Source organism: Psychrobacillus sp. NPDC093200, assembly GCF_050280345.1.
In the GTDB taxonomy this organism is placed as follows: domain Bacteria; phylum Bacillota; class Bacilli; order Bacillales_A; family Planococcaceae; genus Psychrobacillus; species Psychrobacillus faecigallinarum.
The window spans coordinates 144,053-168,717 of record NZ_JBNNVC010000003.1 but is presented as its reverse complement, the minus strand read 5'-3'; the positions used below and the strand labels follow the sequence as shown (position 1 = coordinate 168,717).

Here is a 24,665-nt window from a genome sequence, read left to right as displayed (position 1 = left end):
CAACAAAGAGTTGGTCTTTTTGTGCAATTTCATTGGTCTACTTGTCAGTGGTTACATATGCATCGAAATTTTCTATTTTATCACGTAAAGGTATGCCATCTGAATCACTCAGAACGTTGTATCTCCCTATTTTTCCGGGTTCTGTTTTCGAAAAGATAAATTCCTCTTTTAATGTATGAAAGATTTTTTCTCCTTTGCTGTTTGTTAAGGAAACTTCAATGATAGGACGATAAATATTTGGATGATCCTTTTCCTGTTCAATTTGAACTTTCTCTAAATGTATGGAAATGTCGTTATCTAATAGAAAATGATTATATTTGAAGACCATGACAGTATTAATAGCTTGTTTCAACTCATTTTCCGTAAAGTATTCACTAAAGCTAGAATAATAATAATTCATATAGTCTTTGTATTCCTTTGAATCTAATAGTTTGTCGTACTCTTCTTGGCTCTCCGCGTTTGTTTTGCTCTGCAAATCAAACCACTCCTGCATTAAACGTTCAAGCTCCTCATCTGGTCCATTGTATTCTCTTTCAAGTACCGCCATAATAACTTCTTCATTAGTGAGAGACTTAGCTGTTTGCTCTGGTTCGGAGGGCATGAGATACGTAATGATTAGAAAGGAGGCTATCGCAACTATTGCTAATGAAATGATGGCTGGAAATACTCTTCGTTTTTTCTTTTCCATTCGTCCCTTCACTGCTAGCCATGTGTTGCGTCTTGCTTCATTAGAACGCTCGACATTCTTCATATCCGCGAAAAGCTCATCAAATTCCTTTGACGGTTCCATCTGCATAACCTCCTTTTTGGTGAAATTCCTTTTTTAGTGCCTCAAGTGCACGCATCATTTTCATCTTTACCTTTGCCTCGGTCCATCCAAGTATGAAGGCGGTTTCCTGGATCGAGCACTCCTGAACCTTTCGCAGGATGATAACCTCTTGATAGTCTTTTTTTAGCAATCGTAAGGAGTCGTACATTCTCGTAAGCTGTTCTTTTTGTTCAAAGCTACCTTCGGGTGAAAGTGCTTTAGTTTCTAAATCATGCTCTTTTTCAAATGAAAAAAATTGAATCACTCTTTTTCTTCTAAAATAATCATAGGTAACATTGCGAGCTATCTTTAATATCCATGTAGCGGTAGAAGCCTGCTTATTAAAGGAATCAACTCCTTTAAATGCTTTATAAAATGTTTCTTGTGTTAGATCCTCCGCACATTCCTTATGGCGGACAAGCAAGTAAATGTAGCCGTAAACCCGGTCGCTGTGGTCTCTATATAGCTGTTCCATTTCCATCTTCTGACCTCCCTTAAAGCAATAGACGAAGGAACCTTTAAAAAGTATCGCTTTTAAATAAAGATAAAGGTAAATGATTCTTCCAAGTAGACTTTTGTGAAGTGACGAAATAATTTGAAGTCAATACATGCAATCTAGTTATTTATTGATTGAAGCGACAGGCGACTACTCCAGCGGGAGTTGGGAGACAGATAAGACATCACGTACGACGCGTTAGCGACGGTGATGGCTTATCGCTCCCCCGCGGAAAAGCGTTCGCCTAAAGCGCAAATCAAGCATATTTTGTGTTATTTTCTATATTACTATTTTACCTATTCAGGAATAATTTGTACGCATAACTTTACACACGCTTTTGATATCTAATAGGATTATAATGAGTGAAGGTAAATGTTATTGGAAGGAGGTATAGAAAAATGATAGTCCATTTCTATACAAGACCGGGGTGTCATTTGTGTGATGATGCGAGAATGATGCTGAAGCTAGTCCAAGAGGACGTGCCATTTCAAATAGAAGAGCATAATATAGAAGAGGATGATCAGCTGCATGAAAAGTATATGCTCATGATTCCCGTTGTGGAATATCAAGGGGAAATCATACAGTATGGGAATGTAGACTATGTGACGCTGATGGAAGCATTAGAAAATTGATGCTTCCAAACACAAATATTGCTATTTTGAATATATTAAAGTATTATGATTATAGAAATTAAATTTTTTTGAGTAGATGGGACATTTTTGGTGTAAGTGGGACAAAAACGTCACCACTAAGGTTGGGATGTGACAAATGGATTCTTTTCTAGGTGCGCAACTAAAGCTTATGCCAGAGATGAGTGACCTGCTTCAGAAGAGGTATCGTATTCTCCAAACAATCCAGCTGACCAAAGGTATTGGCCGAAGAGTTCTAGGTGAACAGCTAAGCTTAACCGAGCGTGAAACTCGTAAGGAATTGGACGCTTTAAGGACTCAAGGCTTGATAGAGGTTTCTCGTGAGGGAGCTTCGATTACAGCTGAGGGCAATGAAGTATTAACAGAGTTAAAAGAAGTAGTTCGTTTGTGGTCAGGTCGATCGCAGATGGAGCTAATGTTAAAAAAATATTTAAATATAAAAGATGTGATTATAGTTCCGGGAAATGTAGATAATGATACAAATACATCTATGCTTTTATCGCAGGAGGCTGCAAAGTATTTAGAAAGTATTTTACTGAATGAACACATTATCGCAGTTACCGGTGGGTCCACGATTGCATCCATCTCCCATGCAATGACGGAGTCGTCCAGATGGAAGGACTTGTTGTTTATTGCAGCTAGAGGAGGGGTAGGGAAGGATGTCCGGCTACAAGCAAATACAATAGCGTCTTTGTTTGCTAGTAAGATGAATGGATCCTACCGCACGTTATATATACCTGACCGCTTAAGTGAGGAAGCATATATGACGATGAAGAAAGAGCCTTTTATTCAAGAAATGATGGACCTTTATGAAAGGACGAACATCATTATTCATGGAATAGGCGATGCTTTAGAAATGGCCAAAAGAAGAAATTCTAGTGACGAGGAGATTGAGCTTCTGAGAAGTAGAGGAGCGGTCAGTGAGTCGTTTGGCTATTATTTCAACAACCAGGGTGAAGCAGTTCACCATATTCGAACAATTGGCGTTCAGTTAAACCAGCTTCAACATATAGAGCATCTACTTGCGGTTGCAGGTGGGGCAAAAAAAGCCAATGCACTTATTTCTTATTTCAAGCAGGCACCATTGCAAACTGTCTTGGTAACAGATGAAGGTGCGGCAAACGAAATGATGAAAGTAATTCAAAAAAACATTTAGGAGGAATTTTATTATGACAGTAAAATTAGCTATTAACGGATTTGGACGTATCGGACGTAAGGTTTTCAGAGAAGCTTTAGAGCAAAAGGATTTAGAAGTAGTAGCAATCAATGACTTAACAGATGCAGCGATGCTTGCTCATTTATTGAAATATGATTCTGTACACGGTATTTCTAATGCGGACATCACTTCAGAGGGTGAATACCTAGTAGTTAACGGGAAAAACATTCAAGTATTCGCAGAAAAGGATCCTTCAGTGCTTCCTTGGAAAGACCTAGGAGTAGACATCGTAATCGAATCTACTGGCGTATTCAGCACAGTAGAAAAAGCAGGCAAGCATTTAGAAGCAGGAGCTAAAAAGGTTATTCTTTCTGCTCCAGCGAAAGACAATATGCCGACATTCGTTATGGGTGTAAATGAAGAAAAATATAACCCAGAAACAGATCATGTAGTTTCAAACGCTTCTTGTACAACAAACTGCTTGTCACCAGTAGCAAAAGTATTACAAGATAACTTTGGTATCAAACGTGGGATGATGACAACAATTCACTCATTCACAAATGACCAACGTATCTTAGACTTACCACATAGCGACTACCGTCGTGCTCGTGCAGCATCTGAGTCTATGATTCCAACAACAACTGGAGCAGCAGCTGCAGTAGCGAAGGTTCTTCCAGAGCTAAAAGGTAAATTAGATGGTATGGCTGTTCGTGTACCGACACCAAACGTATCACTAGTTGACTTTGTAGCAGAGCTAGACAAAGAAGTAACTGTAGAAGAGTTAAACAAAGTGCTTCGTGAAGCTTCTGAAAATGAACTAAAAGGAATTCTTGAATACAACGAGCTTCCATTAGTATCAATCGACTACAATGGTAACACTGCTTCTTCAACTGTAGACGGACAATCTACTATGGTATTAGGAGACAACCTTGTAAAAGTATTAGCATGGTATGACAACGAATCAGGCTACTCTGCACGTTGTATCGACCTTGCATTATTAATGGCAAAAAAAGGGTTATAATTTAAAGCACTAAGCCTTTCAAAAGCCGAGGAACATTAGTTTTTGAATAGCGTTAAAGTATAATAACCTCTATAATAAAAGAGGGTAAAGGAGCAAAGGTTACCCCTTTTGCTCCTTCTTTTTTTAAGTAGGCAATTCAATTACATAAGGAGGCTTATTTTATGAAGGAAAAACAAACAATGAGCGATGTAACGTTAAAGGGAAAACGCATCTTTTGTCGGGTAGACTTCAATGTACCAATGGAAGACGGTGCAATTACAGATGATACTCGTATTCGTGCAGCACTACCTACGATCCAACACTTAATCGAGCAAGGAGCTAAAGTGATTCTTGCAAGCCATATGGGTCGCCCAAAAGGGGAAGTAAAGGAAGAGCTACGATTGACAAAGGTTGGCGAGCATTTAGCAAAGCTATTGAATAAGCCTGTCACTAAATTAGATGAATCAATTGGAGAAAAAGTGGAACATACTATCTCTGAAATGAACGAGGGAGACGTTGTTCTTTTAGAAAACGTCCGCTTCCACGCTGGAGAAGAGAAAAACGATCCAGAGCTAGCAAAAGCATTTGCTTCGTTAGCGGATGTATATGTAAATGACGCATTTGGTGCTGCTCACCGCGCACATGCCACAACAGAAGGTATTGCTAAGCTACTTCCAGCAGTTTCTGGATTGTTGATGCAAAAAGAATTAGATGTATTAGGAAAAGCTTTATCTACACCTGAACGACCTTTCACAGCTATCATCGGTGGAGCGAAGGTAAAGGATAAAATCGGTGTCATCGATCATTTATTGGACAAGGTAGACAACATCCTAATCGGTGGTGGACTGTCTTATACATTTACGAAGGCACAAGGCCATGAGATTGGAACTTCTCTTTTAGAGGAGGACAAAATCGATTTAGCTAAGTCTTTCCTTGAAAAAGCGAAGGAAAAAGGTGTGAACTTCTATTTGCCAATCGATGTGGTTGTTGCAGACGAGTTCTCCAAGGATGCAAATACGAAGGTCGTGCCAATCGACCAAATCCCTTCAGACTGGATGGGCTTAGACATTGGTCCTGAAACCGTAAAGCTTTACGATCAAGTCATTAAAGACAGCAAGCTAATTATTTGGAACGGACCGATGGGTGTGTTTGAAATGGATGCTTTTGCCAACGGAACGAAGGGTGTTGCCAATGCAATGGCGGAAACCTCTGGATATACAATCATTGGCGGAGGAGACTCAGCTGCAGCTGTAGAGAAATTTGATGTAGCAGATAAAATGGACCATATATCAACTGGTGGAGGAGCTTCCTTAGAGTTTATGGAAGGTAAGGACTTACCAGGCGTATCGGCACTAAACGATAAGTAAATGGAGGAGATTTTATATGCGTAAACAAGTAATCGCAGGAAACTGGAAAATGTACAAAACGCTTTCTGAGGCACAGCAATTTGCTAGCGAATTAAAAGCGAAGCAACTGGACACTACGAATGTAGAGGCAGTCATCTGTGCGCCTTCTCTATTTTTAGAGTCATTAGTTAACGAGACTAAGGGATCTTTTATTTCAATCGGTGCTCAAAACATGCATGAAGAAAAGGAAGGAGCGTTCACTGGTGAAGTGAGCGGTCAACAATTACAAGATATAGGCGTAAGCTATGTCGTAATTGGTCACTCCGAAAGACGCCAATATTTTAACGAAACCGACGAATCAGTCAACAAAAAAGCAAAGGCTGCATTTGAAAATAACCTAACGCCAATCATTTGTGTTGGAGAATCGTTGGAGCAGCGTGAGAGCAACGAAACAGAAAGCATTGTTTCTGCTCAAACAACAGCAGCGCTAGAAGGTCTTACAGAGGAACAAGTGAAAAACACAATTATCGCATACGAGCCAATCTGGGCAATCGGAACTGGTAAAACAGCTACGGCTGACGATGCAAACGATGTATGTCGTGCCATCCGTGAAACGATTTTAGATGGTTTTGGAGAAGAAGTTGCAAGTGCAGTCCGTATCCAATACGGCGGCAGCGTGAAGCCTGAAAATATTGAGGAATTGCTTTCTAAGGAAGATATTGATGGTGCATTAGTAGGCGGGGCGAGCTTACAGGTAGATTCGTTTGTGAAACTACTGGAGGCTGGTGCAAATGTCTAAAAGTCCAGTTGCATTAATCATTTTAGACGGTTTCGGACTAAGACCTGAAACTTATGGTAATGCAGTTTTTCATGCGAAAAAACCAAACTTCGATCGATATTGGAACGAATTCCCGAACGCAACCTTGATCGCTTCTGGAGAGGCGGTTGGCTTGCCAGATGGACAGATGGGTAACTCAGAGGTTGGCCATTTAAATATCGGTGCCGGAAGAATTGTTTATCAAAACCTTACTCGCATTCATAAATCTATTCGTGATGAGGAATTCTTTAAAGAGCAAAAGCTTCTAGCTGCGATTGAGCATGTGAAGCAAACGGGTGGAAAGCTACATCTTATGGGCCTTCTATCTGATGGTGGAGTTCATAGTCATTATTCTCATTTATTTGCTTTATTGAAGCTTGCTAAAGCACAGGGGCTGAACGATGTTTTCGTACATGGCTTCTTAGATGGACGTGATGTTGGTCCACGCACAGCGGTAGGATACGTAGAGGAAACAGAAAAACAAATGAAGGATATTGGTATAGGCCAGTTCGCATCTATTAGTGGCCGCTACTATGCAATGGACCGTGATCGTCGTTGGGATCGTGTTGTCCTTGCATATAAGGCGATGGTAGATGGAGTCGGTAAAACGGCTGAAACGGCAACTCAGGGAGTACTTAACTCTTATGAGGAGGATATTGCAGATGAATTCGTCGTGCCATTTGTCATTGAGAAAAATGGACAGCCGGCTACTACTATAGATACTGGTGATGCAGTCATCTTCTTTAATTTCCGTCCTGACCGTGCAATTCAGTTATCGATGGCGTTAAATACTCCATCGTTCGATAGCTTCCCATTAAGCGAAAAGCATCCGAAGAACCTTAAATTCGTGACATTCACTCATTATAGCGATGAGGTAGTGGCGGATGTAGTATTTGAAAAAGTAAATTTATCTAACACGATCGGCGAGGTTCTTGCAGCTCGTGATAAAAGACAGCTTCGTATAGCCGAAACTGAAAAATATCCGCATGTGACATTTTTTATGAGTGGTGGTCGAGAGGAGCCATTCCCTGGAGAACAACGAATTCTCATTAATTCTCCTAAGGTGGCAACGTATGACCTTAAGCCAGAAATGAGCGCTTATGAGGTAACCGACGCTTTAGTAGGAGAGATTGCATTAGACAAATTTGATGCAATTATCTTAAACTTTGCAAATCCCGATATGGTAGGTCATAGCGGAATGCTAGAGCCAACCGTTAAGGCAATCGAGGCAGTGGATACTTGCCTTGGCAAGGTGGTAGATGCAATTTTAGCAAAAGGCGGCCAGGCAATTATTACTGCTGACCACGGAAATTCCGATGAGGTAGTCACAATCGAGGGTAACCCGATGACCGCTCACACGACCAATCCTGTTCCAGTTATAGTGACTGAAAAGGGAGCAACACTTAGAACAGACGGAATTTTAGCCGATTTGGCTCCAACCATGTTACACTTATTAGGTATAGAAGCACCGCCTGAAATGACAGGTAAAACATTAATCGAAACGGAGAGTTGAAAATGCCAATTATTACACAAATTCAAGCTCGTGAGGTATTAGATTCACGCGGAAACCCAACAGTTGAAGTAGAAGTATTCACAGAAAGCGGAGCATATGGCCGCGCAATCGTACCATCTGGTGCATCTACTGGTGAATACGAAGCAGTAGAACTTCGCGATGGCGACAAGTCAAGATACCTTGGAAAAGGTGTATTAAAAGCGGTAGAAAACGTGAACAACGTAATCGCGGCAGAATTAGAAGAAAATTTCTCAGTGTTAGACCAAGTTGAAATCGACCATGCAATGATCGAGCTAGACGGTACTGAAAACAAAGGTAACCTAGGAGCTAACGCAATTCTAGGAGTTTCTATCGCAGTAGCACACGCTGCAGCTGACTATTTAGATGTACCTTTATATCAATACCTAGGCGGGTTTAATGCAAAACAACTTCCAGTTCCGATGATGAATATCGTAAACGGCGGCGAGCATGCTGACAACAACGTAGACATCCAAGAATTCATGATCATGCCAGTAGGAGCAGAATCATTCCGTCATGCTTTACGCATGGGCGCAGAAATCTTCCACAGCCTAAAATCAGTATTAAAAGATGCTGGCTTAAACACAGCTGTTGGTGATGAAGGTGGATTCGCACCAAACTTAAAATCAAACGAAGAAGCACTTTCTACAATCATGACCGCAATCGAAAAAGCTGGCTACAAACCAGGTGAAGAAATCCTTCTAGCAATGGACGTAGCATCTTCTGAGCTATTCAACAAAGAAGACGGCAAATACCACCTAACTGGTGAAGGCGTAGTCAAAACTTCAGAGGAAATGGTTGATTGGTACGAAGAGCTTTGCAATAAATACCCAATCATCTCAATCGAAGACGGATTAGACGAAAACGACTGGGCTGGCCACAAGCTTCTAACAGAAAGACTTGGCAAAAAAGTTCAGCTAGTTGGAGACGATCTATTCGTAACTAACACGAAAAAACTAGCACAAGGAATTGAGCAAGGCGTAGGCAACTCAATCCTAGTAAAAGTTAACCAAATCGGTACACTTACAGAAACATTTGACGCAATCGAAATGGCAAAACGCGCTGGCTACACAGCAGTCATCTCCCACCGCTCTGGTGAATCCGAGGACGTAACAATCGCTGACCTAGCAGTAGCAACAAACGCTGGCCAAATCAAAACAGGAGCACCATCCCGCTCCGACCGCGTAGCAAAATACAACCAACTACTACGTATCGAGGACCAACTATACAACACAGCTCAATACCTAGGCAAAAAAACATTCTATAACCTGAAATAAATAATGGTAGATAACTACTTAACACTTTTGTGTTAAGTAGTTTTTTTGTGTGGAGATTTGGGTGGAGTGTTGTGTGGAGCGTGGGAAGTGTTGCGGGAAATGGAGAAAGTGTTGCGGAAAATGGGCAAAGTGTTGCGCGAAAGAGAGGGAGCATTGCGGGAAATAGAGAGAGTGTTGCGGAGATAGGGAGAAGTGTTGCAGAAAATGGGCAAAGTGTTGCAGAGAAGTGGCAAAGTGTTGCACAAAAGAGAAGAAGCATTGCGGGAAATAAAAGTGTTGTGGGAAATAGGGTAAGTGTTGCAGAGATAGGGAGAAGTGTTGTAGAGACGGAGCAAGGTGTTGCGCGAAAGAGAGGAAGCATTGCGGGAAATAAAAGAGTTGCGGGAAATAGGGAAAGTGTTGCAGAGATTGGGAGAAGTGTTGCAGAGATGAGGCAAGGTGTTGCACAAAAGGTGGTGAACATCAGGGAAATGCGGAACGTTGCAGAGAAGGAGCGGAACCTTGCACAGATTGCGTGCAACATTGCGGAGATAGAATAAAACCTTGCACAGATGGAGTGAAACCTTGCGGAGACGAGCAGAAACATTGCAGAAATCACGAAACTCTTGCAGACACATCATTAATTTGCTAACGAGTCTCACAAAAAAAGAGAGCAGGTACATCGCCTGCTCTCTTTTCTATTAAAATATATACGGGCCAACCAAGAAAAACAGGACGGCTAAATTCATAAAGGTCGCGTATAAAATCATATACGTGTAATCTTCCTCTTCTGGGTTATAGCGGGCAAGGAATAATGGAACGACCGATAGCACAGTTCCTACGACTAATAAACCAACAAAATGCCAGCTTTCCGTAATGAATGGAACATTTGCAATGATCGTTTCTACCTTCGTAAAGCGATATAAGAAAAAGATTTGCAACGCTAATAGCGAGATGACATGGATAACAAATCCTAAAAGGTAGGTTTTTTCATATTTAAATCGGTTTAAAATAACTGTGCTCAAATAGGAAATCCCAAATGCAAGGATGATCCATGCAAAGGCAAACAGTACTAGCATTAAGCCGTTAAAGGATTTACTAAACTGGGTGTAGGCTGCTTGCTTGTAGTCCTCCTTGGAAATTTGTTTGCTCTCTTCTATTTTGATTGGGTCAGAGGAGGTGTAAACTAATTCTCTTTGAGATCCATTCATTTTTAAAAAGGCGACGGTCTGCTTGTCTAGTATGACAGGGCGCTCGTATCTGATACCTGATTTGGACAACAATGTAGCCTGAATCGTGCCATTAGTTAGCGGCCCCATGAACACTTGGTTTTTATTACCGGCATAGGTTGCGGTAAAGGCTATTAACGTTTGTCCGTCCTGCTGAAGTACAGTTGGCTGGGTAATGTCATCTAATGTGCGACCGTCCTTTTCATGCTCAAATTTTAGCTTCGTCAGCTGAATGGTTTGATTTGGCGAAAGATTAAAAGATGCTTGTTGAATCACCTTCGATTTTGCACCGCCAGAAACAATGGTTGCATCCATCAGCAGCAAGTACTCCTCTTTTGACTGCTCAATAATATTTAAGGAGGATACTAGGCTTGCTGTACTAGTGAACTTAAACAATTGGTTAGGCTCGTTCGTTAGAGTATATACGGCGAAGCGGTCTCCCTGAGTATCCTTTGTTATAGCAAAGATGTTATTATCAAAGATTTTAACATCATAGATTGGCTCATCCATCACATAAGCTTGCTCTTGACCATCCTTCAAAACCGTTAATTGACGGTCCTTTGTCCAGTAGACTAACGTATCGTCCGATTTTACGAAGTCCTCGACATTTTGGGCAATTTCCTGGTTGCCGTTCTTTGTGTTGAAATGAAGTAAGGAATAATTTTTAATATAATAAGAGTCCGTTTCATCACTCCAGGCGTTAGTGCTTGTACTAGTTAAGGCCAAGCTGCGAGCTTCCTTACAACTTAAGTCTAAATCACAGGTGACGATGGTTTGCTGCTTGAAATTTCTAAGAGCAAGTATGTAGCTATTCTCCTTATCTAATACTTGAAAATTCGAATAATTAGAAGCAGGGATATCGACCGAAAAAGTTCTGCTCCAATTCTCTGATGGTAGTTTCGTTTCTTCCTTTAATGTAAACCAATAGACGGTAGCGATTAACGCTAAAAGAATGATGCTGGTCATTGCAAATAATTTTTTGTTCACAATCAATCTTTCCTATTCATTATGTATTTTTACAAAATAAACCATTAAATCTTTCCTATTTCATTTTACCGCTAGATTATGAGAAAATATATGATATTATTTAGATAACTACTTTAAAGTTTATAGACTGTTGTCAGTTCTATTTAAATTTGGTAAAATTATAAGTGTTGTGAAGTTCTAATCAGGAGGTGTAACAATGAATACATTATTAATGACATTATTAATCATCGTCTCACTTGCTTTGATTGTAGTAGTATTATTGCAGTCAGGTAAAAGTGCTGGACTTTCAGGAGCCATCTCCGGAGGAGCTGAACAACTCTTTGGAAAACAGAAAGCTCGTGGTATGGATTTAATCTTACATAGAGCGACTGTCGTACTTGCAGTATTATTCTTCATTTTGACGATAGCTGTTACTAAATTTTAAAAAACGAATGTATACGCCTAACCATACTTTCATTTGGTTAGGCGTTTTCTTTTATATTTGGGCATACATAAGATAAAATTAATAATGGTAAGATATATATATAGTAGAAAAGAAATGCTGTTTTTGGATATAGGAGGTTTTATTGGAATGCGTATCACTACACCAAAGCCGTTTTTCTTCGAGGCAGGAAAACGAGCAGTATTATTATTACATGGTTTTACCGGCAATTCGTCCGACGTCCGGATGCTTGGTCGGTTTTTAGAAAAAAATGGCTACACTTCCTTGGCGCCACATTATAAGGGACATGGTGTACCACCGGAGGAGCTGCTAGAAACTGGCCCAAAGGACTGGTGGAAGGATGTTATGAAGGCATACGACCGGTTAAAGGCAGCTGGCTATGACGAGATTGCCGTTGCTGGATTGTCGCTCGGAGGCGTATTTTCATTGAAATTGGGGTATACAGTGCCTGTAAAGGGAATAGTAACTATGTGCTCTCCAATGACGATGAAAACGACCGACGTCATGTTTGAGGGCGTCGTAAAATACGCGAAGGAATATAAGAAATATGAAGGTAAAAGCGAGCAACAAATAGAAGAAGAAGTAGAGGAGATTCGCAAAAATCCGATGCAAACATTAGGTGAGCTGCGAGAATTCGTCTATGAGGTCCGCGATCATGTGGATCATATATATGCTCCACTTCTCGTTACACAGGGCAAAAAAGACTCGGTGATTGACATAAACTCTGCGAACTATATTTACGAGCAGTCAGAATCACTGGAGAAAAAGCTGAACTGGTACGAGGAATCTGGCCACGTCATTACGCTTGGACCAGAAAAGGAAACGTTACATGAAGATATATTAAACTTTTTAGAATCGCTGGATTGGAATGTGTAAAACAGACCAATTCCGCACAATCTGAAAAGGGAGGGATGTTTAGATGGAGAATATGAAAGAACAATTACTGGAGTTAATGAACTCAGAAGAATATAAACCGATGACCACCAAGGAATTAGAGGACCATTTCGGACTAACCGAGGCTGACGACTTCAAGGAGCTAGTAAAAACACTAGTTTCCATGGAGGACAGCGGAGCGGTTGTACGCTCAAGATCTAATCGTTATGGTGTCCCATCTCGCATGAATTTAATCGTCGGGAGCTTCATCGGTCATGCAAAGGGCTTTGGATTTGTTACACCCGAAGAGGCTGGAATGGATGATATCTTTATTCCCCCAACGGAAATTAACGGGGCAGTAAACGGTGACAAGGTGCTTGTTCGCGTATCGAAGGAATCATCAGGAGACCGTAGAGAAGGTACGATTATTAAAATCACTCAGCGCGGGATCTCTCAGGTTGTTGGTACGTTCCAGGATAATAAAGGCTTTGGATTCGTTATACCAGATGACAAAAAAGTACCGATGGACGTATTTGTCGCTAAAGGCGACACGCTAGGAGCAGTAGATGGTCATAAGGTAGTTGTCGAGATTACTGATTGGCCGAATGAAAGAAAGTCTGCAACTGGGATTGTCACGAAAATCCTTGGACATAAAAATGATCCAGGTGTTGATATTCTATCAATCATCTACAAGCATGGAATTACGATTGACTTCCCGAAAGAGGTAATCGACCAAGCAGAGGCTGTTCCAGATCAAATCGCAGAAGGTGAACTAGAAGGACGCAGAGATCTTCGTGATGAGGTTATCGTCACAATTGACGGAGCAGACGCGAAGGACCTGGATGATGCAGTAACAGTAACAAAATTGCCTGACGGTACATATAAGCTTGGCGTACATATTGCAGACGTAAGCCACTATGTAACAGAAGGATCAGCTCTTGACCGCGAGGCATATGACCGTGGAACAAGCGTGTACTTAACCGACCGTGTTATTCCAATGATTCCACATCGTCTATCAAATGGTATTTGTTCACTTAACCCACAGGTGGATCGTTTAACGCTTTCCTGTGAAATGATCATCAACGGCTCTGGTATGGTGACTTCCCATGAGATTTTCCAAAGTGTGATTCGCACAACAGAGCGAATGACTTACTCGGATGTGTATAAAATTCTAGAAGAAAAAGATGAAACATTAATCGAGCGCTATAAAGACCTAGTGCCGATGTTCGAGAACATGGCTGAGCTTGCAGCAGTGCTTAGAAAGAAACGTGAGGAACGCGGTGCAATCGACTTCGATTTCCCGGAAGCTAAAATTCTAGTAGATGAGGACGGCTGGCCAACAGACGTTGCTATCCGCGAGCGTACGGTGGCAGAGAAGCTGATCGAGGAATTCATGCTAGCTGCCAATGAAACCGTTGCAGAGCACTTTAAATGGATGGATGTGCCGTTCATTTACCGTATCCATGAGGATCCTAAACCAGAAAAGCTTCAGCGCTTCTTCGGCTTCCTAACGAACTTCGGTTTAGTAGTAAAAGGTACGGGCAATGACATTCACCCGAAAGCACTTCAAGAAATCATTGAAAGCATCGAGGGAATGCCTGAGGAGCCAGTTATCTCAACAATGCTTCTTCGCTCCCTACAGCAGGCAAAATATTATGGAGAATGCCTAGGACACTTTGGTTTATCGACCGAGTTCTATACGCATTTCACATCTCCGATCCGTCGTTACCCTGACTTAATCGTACATCGTCTAATCCGTACGTATTTAGTGAATGGGGATGTATCATCCGCAACTATCAACCATTGGGGTGCAATCATCGACGACATCGCAGAGCATACATCGAAACGCGAGCGTCGTGCAGTAGATGCAGAGCGTGACACGGATGCACTGAAAAAAGCGCAATACATGGCAGATAAAATCGGTGAGGAATTCGAAGGTATCGTTAGCTCGGTTACGAACTTCGGTATGTTCATTGAGCTGCCAAACACAATTGAGGGTCTTGTCCATGTGACGAACATGACAGACGACTACTATCGCTTTGACGACCGTCAAATGATGATGATCGGTGAGCGATCTGGCAAGCAGTTCCGTATCGGGGACGAGGTAACGGTTCGCGTTTCAGCCGTAAAACCAGAGGAAGCCGCTGTAGACTTCGAGGTTGTTGGCATGAAGAAATCCTTTGGCCGCAGCACACGTAAGGAAAGTCCAAAGGTCATCCATGCATCTAAAAAAGGCACTGCCAAGGATAGAAAAGACAAATCACAGCCAGGCCCGAAAAAAGGAACGAATCAGAAAAAGAAATTCTATGAGTCCGTTGCGAAGAAATCCCAAAAACGCAAACGACCAAAGAAAAAATAAAGAGGGAGCGGCCTAGGTCGCTCCACCTAGCTTTAGACAGGGGTGAATAGAATGGCAAAAAAGCATGACGACAAGCCACTAGCACAAAACAAGAAGGCCAATCATGACTATTTTATCGAGGAAACAATCGAGGCAGGTATCGTCCTACAAGGGACCGAAATCAAATCCATTCGTAACGGAAAGGTACAGCTAAAGGATGCATTCGTGCGTATTCGCAACAACGAGGCATGGATCTCCAATATGCACATCAGTCCATACGAGCAGGGTAACCGCTTCAACCACGATCCGCTGCGTTCTCGCAAGTTATTGCTACACAAGAAGCAAATCAGTTCACTAATTGGAGAAACAAAGCGTGAGGGCTATACAATCGTACCGCTCAAAATGTACTTAAAGAACGGCTACGCAAAGGTCCTAATCGGCATCGGTAAAGGGAAAAAGGATTACGACAAGCGCGACACACTAAAGAAAAAAGAAGCAAAACGCGACATCGAGCGAGCATTCAAGGATGCCCAACGATAATAGCAGCTTCCTAGTTCCCTGATAGTGGAAGTATGTATCACTTGAATTTTGACCTAATTTGATGTATAGTTATAACTGTAACTTCTTACTGAGATGCATACCTTTTATCTAAGTGGCACCTTCAGACTGACTTGAAAACGCTTGTCAGTCAAGGCGCGAAGCACAAGGCGGAAGTGAATTGAACTTAGGTTCATGAGCTGACAACGAAGTGCAAGCAACGAAGAATGAAAGCGTTTGTCAACAGTCTGAAAAGCTTACATTATTCCATAAACGGGGACGTTATGGATTCGACAGGGATAGTCTAAGCTTGAGTTGCGCGTCAGAGGCTCGGCTCTGTAAAAACGGACCTTATAATAACAGGCAAAACAAACAACAACTTAGCATTCGCAGCGTAAGCTCGGATCTGCTTTATCTATCCATCGCCCATGTGGCTAGGTAGAGCTCACTCTTAGTGGGATACGGTTGGCAGTGCCACTTGAGCTGTCAGCAAGAGATTTCCAAGTTAGCGTACAGGACGCCCGCTTATCGGCATAATGCTACGCGAAACTTCAAATAGGTAAGATACACGCGTAGAAGCTTAAGTGTTAGAGTTTCTGGACGCGGGTTCAAATCCCGCCGTCTCCATATTTAAATAACTGATAAATTCAGTCGTATCAACGGTTTAAAAACACAAGGGATATTGGACGGGATAAGAACTTTTTTTATAAGTTTCCCCTACTTTTATCCCGAGGAAATCAATCTTCTAATCATAATGATTAGGAGGTTTTTTTATGGCAAGAAAAAGAGGAGTATTCTCTGTACCTAAATTTAGATGGTGTAATTATCAAGAATCACAAAATTTCTAAGATTGCCTATTAATGAAGAACTTGCAAATTTGTTAACCCTGATCCATCAAAATAATTTAATACGAGAATATTACAGCATCGAAAATAACAACATTTTCATTACACAAAATGGATTTCCAAATCAATAATAGTAAATCATCCAATAATGCTATCTCCAAACAATTACACAAATATTCTGTTCTATATGATTTAGTATATATCAATCCAGATATACCATTTTTGTTTAAACTCTTGTTTATAACGTTTTTTTTTCATTTCGGACACGTCCTCTCTATTTTATGGGATAGAGAATTAACTAACTTTTATCCATAAATCCATACTAGCATCAAATTTAAACTAATATCCTTATTTTTGCTACTACATACGAACTTGATTATAACCCTTCTGATTCCAATTTGGATTAGGAGGTTTTTTTAGTAGAGGTGAACTGAGCGGTTTAGTTGACGGAATCAAGCCGCACGGGCAGGCATGTTATACCCTGGCTACTGATAAAACCATATAAAAAATAGTCAATTAAATTTCTCTGGCTGACCTTATAATATTTAGAAGAGATTGCGAAATAAAAGTGCTTAAAGTAACGTGAAGAATCCTAATAGAAGATGAATTTATAATGGATATTTATGTTAATATAGTTATAATGATTGCGAAGGAGTCTTTGAGTTAAAGAGCTAATATAATATAAAGAAGATAATGGTAAAAATCAAAAATACTATAATTAATATGGAGTAGAGTTTTCTTTAAAGATGATGTAGAGGAGAATAAGGTGAATGAGTGGTTATACAACTGAACAGTTAAAAGAACTAGAAGGTAGGTTTGACATTTTTTTTAAGCTGATAAATAAAAATACTGAAGTAAAAATATTAGAAATAGATGAATCTGTACCAAAGGAAAAATCAATAATCGATGATATTAAGTTTATAAAAGTATATGATGATAAAAGATATTCAATTAAAATTAAAGATTTAGTAGATAATACAGATTCAAAAATAAGCAAGGAGTTTTCAATTATTTATTTCTTCGTAAATAAATTATGGGATTTATATCAGGATAAAAATTCTACTAGTTTTAGATTAGGAATGACTAAAATAGTGGAATGGGCTAATGATTTTTTACTTGAACTTATTGATAACCGAATTGATGAATCTCACTCAGAAAAAATTAATGATGAAGGGATCATTTCTCATTTGGATTCTATTTCTAATAGCCAATATGAAGGAGGTTCATTAGAAGCTAAATTGTTATTAATCAGTAATCAAAATATTAGCGAACATATCAATTTAGTTATAGATTTTAAAGAGCTGATACCTTATCAAGAAATCAAAAAAATTAGAAAAGTAATGGAAATGTGTAGTGATGTAATTTTTGCGGTGGGAGATAAAGAAGGTATTTACGGTTTAGGATATTTTAAAGATTATGGTGAAGCATTTAAATATAAATTACAAGATAAAATAATTTTTATACATTTCAATAGTAAGTTAGACTATGACGTTAAAGAAGTATCATTTATAAAGAAAAAAAATATTTCCTTCACGGAAGAAAAAGAAATTGTCAATTGGAGTTATAGAGAAAGTTTGATTTATAAAATTAGAGATAATGCGATAATGTTGAGCGATAGAGAGTTTCCAAAAGGCAAAATAAGATACTTTCTAAATCGAATTTTTTCTGATATCCCTGATACTAATATCGATGTACTAATAAATATTGTCCAAATAGCATCTTATCAAAAACACGGTACAATGTTAGTTGTAGGGACAAAGGATTTAGCGGAAGAAGAGACAGATAGACTTTGCAATTTTCAACAAGCAATAAAAATAAAAAAAATTAATTTGATTGATATGGAGGAAAGCAAGAGAAATATAATTCTTAATCAAATTTCAAGTATAGATGGTGCTATCTATTTAGATTCGGATGGAGATGTTCATGGGATTGGGGTAATTCTTGATGGTCTGGCAAATGAACTAGGAGATAGTTCTAGGGGATCGAGATACAATTCGGCTATAAAATATAATAACTCACGAACAGAAATTAAAAATAATACGTTAATAATTGTGGTTTCAGAAGATGGATATATTGATATAGTTGTTAAAGAAGATGAGAAATACAAACATTTACTAGATAGTTTATGGGGAAAATATCACGATGAAAAATATAGACAAGTTATTGATGAGATTAATAAAAATAAAGAAGATGTTACGGGGATTTTTGATTTTAACATTTTACATGCAATAGCACATTTACAATTAAAAGAGTATAAGGAAAGTATTGAATTGTTAAAGGAAAATTTAAATACAGTCCCTGATCATTACTATACCTATGCTTATTTATCTATAAATAAGGAACTTTTGGAAGAATATAAAGAAGCTTTAGAATATATAAATAAGGCTATAGAATTAAAGAATATAAAAAGTTTTATGCTTATAAAAGCAAGAATACTTAAAAGATTAGGCCGAGTGGAAGAGTATAAAGAGTTTGTTGAAGACCTATATAATAATAACCCTGACGATTTTGATTTTAAAAAATTAATAGAGAAAGTAGAGTAAGAATTAATATTACTTAATATAGAGATATGTTTCGATAATGTGTAATCAAAATTTATATGTATATGCATTATTTATCTTTTAATAATTTGGCGCTATCCTTGAATAAGGATACGCGCTTATTTTCATTCGAGGGCCAGATTGTTGAATAACATGTATCCAGTTCACAGGCTCAAAGGAAGCACCGAACGTTTAGAATATTTAGTTGTGTTGTAAGTATTTGGAAATTAAGGGAGTTAAATCTTTGACTGTCACCTGAAACGGTTGCTATAAGCGATTTTGCGAAATACATTTGTCCTTATGAGGACAGGGGTACGACCTGTGAAACCTCTGTAATGGAGTTGGAGGAACAGTCCCAAGTCTAGTGATAAGTAATAAATCATTTTTCCAGGTGCATTGCAACGAACGGGTAAGGACTTCTCCAATGGAACTCCCCTTTTAGCATTTAATATTTATTTATCAGTATTTAAGCAAATAATTTAAAAAGGAGGTGTATAAGATTGTTAACCAATGTGTTATACAGCTCAGTTTATATTGATTGATTACTTTAGTCGTTTTATTAATTTCTAGATCCTTCATCCAAAAATTCTTTATATAATTATACAGCTCTTTTGATTTGAGGCTTAATAAAAACACTAAATTTAATAAAATCATTATTCTCATCTAAGTTCTTTATAATTTTCTCATATGATTCTTCTTTATTAAAACGGGCTTTATGATAATTAGGTTTTAAAACATTTGGAATCTCATTATTTTCGAGATATTAAAGAACTTCATAAATATATAAGTGACTATTACAAATGCTAAGATGTTCATGTACAAAAGCACTCACTTAAAGATGTACACTTTTGACCCGTTTTCTTGCATACTAATCTTGAGGTGATTGGTGTGTACATAACGCTAGATGTTCAAACGAATTTTGAGATTAACAGTCTTGCAGACTTACCAAAATTCAAACAGTTAATGGAGAGTTTAAAAATGAAAATTAACAAGATCCAGTTAGCACGAGGGCTGGGTGTCGATCGACGTACCGTTGATAAATATTTAAATGGATTTACACCGAAGGAGACAAAAGAAAAGGTATCTATATTAGATGATTATTATGAGGTAATAGCTGCCCTATTATCGGAGGATTCAAAGCAGGTGTTTTATTATTCTTCCAGCTGATTGATATGCGCTATGAAAAACGCAGTACCATTTTTACAACAAACGTTAATTTTAAATCATGGGGTGATGTGTTCCAAGAGCCTAAGTTAGCAAATGCGATTTTAGACCGTATTTTACATCACGCAACGGTTGTCACAATCGTTGGCAATTCCTATCGTTTGAAGAACCACCTAGCTCCAGAAGGTGAGTAATTTTATACACCATTAAGTGAGCGGTTTTGTACATAGATTAGTTGACATTTATATAATTTTTCATAAAACAAATTCTGTCGGTTTTTCATTCGATAACTGTCACCATTCATGTGTACTATCTAGAACTGCCGTAGTAATTCCTTCATCTACCATTAATTCTCCCCATTGATCAGGAGTCTTATTAAAAATTAAGATAATTGAATTTTCTTCATAAAGATGATTGATCATTTGGAAGAACGGATTGGCCTCATGTTGATCTCTCGCCATATACATCAAATCATCAATAATTATTAAATCAGAAGCTCTTAATCGTTTCATCTGTACCTGTGATTTATGCGTAAATTCCTCCGTTTTCAGTAATTGAATTAATTCTCCCATTGTCACAAATTAAATAGATAACCTTTGTTAATCGCCTCGATACCTAAGCCTATGGATAAGTGAGTTTTCCCCACTCCTGGAGGACCTAATAAGATCAAATTATACTTTTGCTCCAGCCAATTTATTTCTTGTAGTTGAGTAAATTGACGTTCACTTAAAAGAATTTTGTGCTTCAATACTAAATTCCACCAAAGTTTTCTAATAAGGGAACCGTGCCCATATAAACCGTCTTTCCCCACTCTTAGCTTCTCTTTTCTTTAATTAAATTGGGTAATGGCCTCTAGGAAATCCCATCTTCAAATTGTTGTATCACCTCTTCAAAGTTCCACTCCAAATTTTTATTCACTGTCGTTCGTATACTTTAAACTGATTGCAATTTGAGAAACTGAAGTTTCTTTTGGCTAGTGATGAATTTCTAAACAAAGCACTAATTTTCCTTCCATTTGTCTGACCCCAATAAACGAATATATAGTTTACTTAAAATCTATTAGAATTAGCGAAAGTGTTCAATGTTATTTAGCAGAAGTTATCCATTTTATTATAGCGTTTACAACAATTGTGTGAAAAAGATGATAAAATAAGTAAGTATGCTAAAATAGTTAAAGTTTTACATATATTTTTACTAAACTATATTTCATGAAAACGGGGGTTTAAAGTGGTTAATTTAAGTTTAATTGAAGAAAGTCTTCATAGCGATTCTGAAAGTATTGAAGAAATAAAAGTAACTTCAGTCACAGATTATTTACAAAAAGTTCAAGAATTAATTGGTGAGGGTATGGGTGGAAGAGTTGTTTATAGGGGGGAACCAAAAGTTTATCCAACAAGGTGTCTACCAAACTTATTTAGAAATAAATATCAATATACCCATCCCAGTTTTGAAAAAAATGTAATAGACAAAGTTCGATCAGAAGGTCTTGACAACAAAAAAGAATATTTGTTAACTGCCATTGAGGCACAACATGGAGGCTTTCCTAGCAGATTACTAGATGTAACTTATAATAGTTTAATTGCTCTTCACTTTGCTGTAACCCCATTCTATAAGGAACCAAATGATAAATATGATGATGAGGATGGGCTAGTAGTTCTAATAAAAGTTGAAAATATGTATTTTCCTTCATCAGATCAACTAGAAGATTTTTATTACAAAGAACTATTGAATCCAGATTCAATGTTTAATAATTATCCTATCTTTTCTAATCACTTTAAAATGTTAGATTTTTATAGTAAAAATGAAAGGATCAGAGCACAACAAGGTGGTTTTATATTATTTTGCGGGAAAGAATATAGACCACTTCCTAAGTATTTAACTAAAAGCTTAATTATTTCGAAATCTGATAAATCAAAAATCAGAAACGAACTATTTTATCTTTTTAATATTTCCAATGCATATGTTTATCCTGAAGCAAATAATATTGTTGAGCCTTTTATAGATGCTACAGATATATACTCACAATCCAAGAAAATTGATATAAAAAATGAGCTAGGAGAAATTTTTGATAGAGTTAAGAAACAGTTTGATTCATATATAATGGAGCTAATTTCATTAGTTGATATTGTAAAATGCGATAAAGAAATTCTTGAACTTATTAAGGAAATGGAAGGTTATTTGAAAAGTTATTATCTAGACATAGCAATGTCCAAAAATTATTTCCAAAGTTTCACTGAAGAAGAAAATACAGGTTTTATAAAATTTGAGGAAAAATTAGATAATTACGTATTAAAAAAATCTTCTATAATAGATTATATTTTATGTGATAAAAAAATAAATTTTAGTAGTTTAGCACAAATAAGAGGAGAACTATAAATGGAAAATGACTATTTAAATATTGTAATGGAAAATATATTATATCATGTTCAGGATTTAGGATATGAAACTGCTGGAATAATTAATGAAAATTTATTAGGAAGTATTGCTAAAGCAGTTGGGAATGACTGGACAATATTTTCTAATTACGAGTTAGGCTTTGATTTGTTTGAGTTATCAAACACAGATGAAAAAGGAAAAGAGTATTATGACTTGCTATTTATTATTCAAGTAAATGAAGATTTAAAAAGATTTAACCAAAAAGACAAGCTGATTAGAGATATAATTAGCAAATATAAAGAAAATGTTAACATGTTTATAAAAAAAATTTTATCATGTGGTGAAGTTATTAACTCAAAAATAATTAAAGATATTTTTCAACAAATTATACATAGTAATATTAAGATTGTCATTATATCAAAATCCGTTTCTAGTTCTTTATTAACTGAAGAGATTTTAAGTTACTCTGATAGTAATTTGAAATTGAAAAATATTAAATCATTAATTATTAAAGAGATTAAAGAGATTGTTAATAACTTTCCTAGTTGGGTTGATAGTGAATGTAATAGTAACATAGTAGAAGAATTAAAAAAGGAAAATCTAGAATATATAAAAAAAATGCCTCGTTCTAGAGTTGAGATTGTATACGATTTTTATACTTTAGATTTTAAGCCGGAAACTAAACCAATTACAGTTATTAGTAGAACCTTTGCTACCAGCACAAAAAAAGTTGATTATCCAGAAATGGTTGGTAATGTGTATTCTGCTAAATTATTCGATTTAGTCGAGTTGTATAATAAAAAAGGTAAAAATTTGTTTTTAAAAAATATTCGACTTGGTATTGAAAACTTAAATGGAGTAGATACCGCTATAATGGATACATTAAGTACTAACCCTAGAGAGTTTTGGTATTTAAATAATGGTGTAACAATGTTAGTAGCTAGAAATTCTGTGATAAGTAATTATAATAACACACTGTTTATCAAAGACTCAGGAAAAACAGAACAATCGGTAGGGATTACTGTTATTAATGGAGCTCAAACTATTAGTTCTGCCACTAAATTTTTTGTTAAGAATAGTTTTCATGAAGCTGTAAAAGAGTATGCAGAAAAGTATTTCCCAAATATTTCAAGAGATTATAAAGTGAAATTTGAAAAATATAATAAACAATATTCTAATGCAGTTGATGAGGCATATGTTATGTTGAAGTTAGTTGAAATAAACATGAGTAATAATAATACTGAAATCGATAAAAAAATCAATGCTATTACCGTATCATTAAACAGACAAAAACCAGTCGGACCTGTCGATTTGGCGTATACTTTGCCAGTTATATCCGAAATTAATAAGTTTACAGCAATAGATAATAATAAGTTAGAGGGCTTTACTTTCACTGTAGTTAGAAGAGGCGATGCATCATCCATCAATAATAACCGGTATACCTTAAATATCTTACCTAGAATTATGATGGCTATTTTACGTGAAAAACCTGGAAAAGCCATGTCTGTAGGTATTAAAACTTTATTGAATCTAAATCAACAGAATGACCATTTTCAAGAAAAAGATTTATTTCCCATTAAAAACGTCGCAGAAGTAAAAATGGAATCATCAAACTTTTTTGGTGAAATGAATGAGGAATTTGGAGATTTATTTATCGATGAAGAATTATTTTTATCAAAATATAAATTTGTAAATTTTTCCATGAAATTGTATGAGGAAATTGGAAACCTACAAATTAACTTTGAACTAAATTATAAAGACAATGATGATAACTTCAAATATATAAAGAAATTCAATTCGTATAGTAAATATCTTTTAATCTATATTATTGTATATTCTCTATTAGGAGAGGGGAAAGAGATACAAGCCACATCTAAGGATTTCACAAACTGGAAGTTTAATAGTAGTAGTGTTGGCGAAGTACTTGATAAAAATAAATATCTAAAATTAATGAAATTTCTTACAAGTAAATGGAAAGCACTTTTGGAGGAAAAAAATGTTCATGAATTAGATACTTGGCATATTAATAGTTTTAAAAAAGATGATTATATAACAGACCTATTAAAAGAAACTAAAGAAGAAGTACGGGAAATATTATTAAAAAACGATGAAGAAAAGTTACATTAAATATGAAACTAAGAGCTATAATCCCTAGGTTTCCTCTAGGCTCTATTCACTAATAGGAAATCGGTGGTGATCATTTTCCATTCTTATCACCATCACTCTTAGATCGCTTTAACAGAGTGCTAATTTTCAACTTAAAACCAAGAGAAT

At 37.2% G+C, this 24,665-nt stretch carries 18 protein-coding genes, 1 other RNA gene and 3 pseudogenes; 18 read left to right on the top strand and 4 right to left on the bottom strand.

Going from position 1 to position 24,665, the window contains the following annotated elements; translation table 11 throughout:
- Positions 1-37 precede the first annotated feature (37 nt).
- A complete protein-coding gene (locus ACQKNZ_RS14320) occupies positions 38-790 on the bottom strand; it encodes a hypothetical protein (protein ID WP_427660346.1) in 753 nt (250 codons plus the stop codon).
- A complete protein-coding gene (locus ACQKNZ_RS14315; protein ID WP_144538800.1) occupies positions 768-1,289 on the bottom strand; it encodes an RNA polymerase sigma factor in 522 nt (173 codons plus the stop codon). The genes ACQKNZ_RS14320 and ACQKNZ_RS14315 overlap by 23 nt, the downstream gene beginning before the upstream one ends.
- A 413-nt stretch (positions 1,290-1,702) precedes the next feature.
- Here ACQKNZ_RS14315 and ACQKNZ_RS14310 point away from each other — a divergent pair, with 413 nt between their 5' ends.
- From ACQKNZ_RS14310 to ACQKNZ_RS14275, 8 genes are all read left to right on the top strand, one after another.
- Positions 1,703-1,936, top strand: coding sequence for a glutaredoxin family protein (locus tag ACQKNZ_RS14310; protein WP_154310109.1), 234 nt, complete (start codon positions 1,703-1,705; stop codon positions 1,934-1,936).
- A 136-nt stretch (positions 1,937-2,072) separates the two neighbouring features.
- A complete protein-coding gene (locus ACQKNZ_RS14305; RefSeq protein WP_427660344.1) occupies positions 2,073-3,110 on the top strand; it encodes a sugar-binding transcriptional regulator in 1,038 nt (345 codons plus the stop codon).
- 13 nt (positions 3,111-3,123) lie between these two features.
- A complete protein-coding gene (gap, locus tag ACQKNZ_RS14300) occupies positions 3,124-4,131 on the top strand; it encodes a type I glyceraldehyde-3-phosphate dehydrogenase (RefSeq protein ID WP_144538794.1) in 1,008 nt (335 codons plus the stop codon).
- Positions 4,132-4,310: 179 nt separating this feature from the next.
- Positions 4,311-5,477, top strand: a complete 1,167-nt coding sequence (locus ACQKNZ_RS14295; RefSeq protein WP_427660524.1) for a phosphoglycerate kinase — start codon at positions 4,311-4,313, stop codon at positions 5,475-5,477.
- A gap of 16 nt (positions 5,478-5,493) precedes the next feature.
- Positions 5,494-6,255, top strand: coding sequence for a triose-phosphate isomerase (tpiA, locus tag ACQKNZ_RS14290; protein ID WP_427660342.1), 762 nt, complete (start codon positions 5,494-5,496; stop codon positions 6,253-6,255).
- Positions 6,248-7,786, top strand: coding sequence for a 2,3-bisphosphoglycerate-independent phosphoglycerate mutase (gene gpmI / locus ACQKNZ_RS14285; RefSeq protein ID WP_340863631.1), 1,539 nt, complete (start codon positions 6,248-6,250; stop codon positions 7,784-7,786). The genes tpiA and gpmI overlap by 8 nt, the downstream gene beginning before the upstream one ends.
- A 2-nt stretch (positions 7,787-7,788) precedes the next feature.
- Complete coding sequence (gene eno / locus ACQKNZ_RS14280; RefSeq protein WP_144538786.1) at positions 7,789-9,081, top strand: phosphopyruvate hydratase; 1,293 nt, start codon at positions 7,789-7,791, stop codon at positions 9,079-9,081.
- Positions 9,082-9,152: 71 nt separating this feature from the next.
- Complete coding sequence (locus ACQKNZ_RS14275; RefSeq protein WP_427660339.1) at positions 9,153-9,620, top strand: hypothetical protein; 468 nt, start codon at positions 9,153-9,155, stop codon at positions 9,618-9,620.
- 141 nt (positions 9,621-9,761) lie between these two features.
- On the opposite strand, the gene ACQKNZ_RS14270 is transcribed toward ACQKNZ_RS14275, so the two are convergent.
- Positions 9,762-11,276: a hypothetical protein gene (locus ACQKNZ_RS14270; protein WP_427660337.1), complete on the bottom strand. Its 1,515-nt coding sequence runs from the start codon at positions 11,274-11,276 to the stop codon at positions 9,762-9,764.
- A gap of 196 nt (positions 11,277-11,472) precedes the next feature.
- Here ACQKNZ_RS14270 and secG point away from each other — a divergent pair, with 196 nt between their 5' ends.
- The 8 genes and pseudogenes from secG to ACQKNZ_RS14230 form a co-directional block, all read left to right on the top strand.
- Entirely contained in the window at positions 11,473-11,700 is a 228-nt protein-coding gene (gene secG / locus ACQKNZ_RS14265; protein WP_144538782.1) for a preprotein translocase subunit SecG, read from the top strand.
- Between the two features lie 147 nt (positions 11,701-11,847).
- Positions 11,848-12,594: an alpha/beta hydrolase gene (locus tag ACQKNZ_RS14260; protein WP_427660335.1), complete on the top strand. Its 747-nt coding sequence runs from the start codon at positions 11,848-11,850 to the stop codon at positions 12,592-12,594.
- A gap of 43 nt (positions 12,595-12,637) precedes the next feature.
- A complete protein-coding gene (rnr, locus tag ACQKNZ_RS14255) occupies positions 12,638-14,950 on the top strand; it encodes a ribonuclease R (protein WP_427660333.1) in 2,313 nt (770 codons plus the stop codon).
- Positions 14,951-15,001: 51 nt separating this feature from the next.
- Positions 15,002-15,469 carry an SsrA-binding protein SmpB gene (gene smpB / locus ACQKNZ_RS14250; RefSeq protein ID WP_144538776.1) on the top strand — a complete coding sequence of 156 codons (468 nt, stop codon included), beginning with the start codon at positions 15,002-15,004 and terminating at the stop codon, positions 15,467-15,469.
- 272 nt (positions 15,470-15,741) lie between these two features.
- Positions 15,742-16,096: a transfer-messenger RNA gene (gene ssrA, locus ACQKNZ_RS14245) on the top strand.
- Positions 16,097-17,081: 985 nt separating this feature from the next.
- Positions 17,082-18,854, top strand: a complete 1,773-nt coding sequence (locus ACQKNZ_RS14240; RefSeq protein WP_427660331.1) for a diadenylate cyclase — start codon at positions 17,082-17,084, stop codon at positions 18,852-18,854.
- 885 nt (positions 18,855-19,739) lie between these two features.
- A pseudogene (locus ACQKNZ_RS14235) lies at positions 19,740-20,006 on the top strand (IS21 family transposase); the annotation flags it as partial.
- A pseudogene (locus ACQKNZ_RS14230) lies at positions 20,003-20,209 on the top strand (ATP-binding protein); the annotation flags it as partial. The pseudogenes ACQKNZ_RS14235 and ACQKNZ_RS14230, both read left to right, overlap by 4 nt.
- Positions 20,210-20,211: 2 nt before the next feature.
- On the opposite strand, the pseudogene ACQKNZ_RS14225 reads toward ACQKNZ_RS14230, so the two are convergent.
- A pseudogene (locus ACQKNZ_RS14225) lies at positions 20,212-20,848 on the bottom strand (ATP-binding protein); the annotation flags it as partial.
- A gap of 394 nt (positions 20,849-21,242) precedes the next feature.
- Between ACQKNZ_RS14225 and ACQKNZ_RS14220 the strand changes: the two are divergent.
- Both ACQKNZ_RS14220 and ACQKNZ_RS14215 read left to right on the top strand, forming a co-directional pair.
- Positions 21,243-22,391: an FRG domain-containing protein gene (locus ACQKNZ_RS14220; protein ID WP_427660329.1), complete on the top strand. Its 1,149-nt coding sequence runs from the start codon at positions 21,243-21,245 to the stop codon at positions 22,389-22,391.
- Positions 22,392-24,518: an AIPR family protein gene (locus ACQKNZ_RS14215; RefSeq protein ID WP_427660327.1), complete on the top strand. Its 2,127-nt coding sequence runs from the start codon at positions 22,392-22,394 to the stop codon at positions 24,516-24,518.
- The last annotated feature ends 147 nt before the right edge of the window (positions 24,519-24,665 follow it).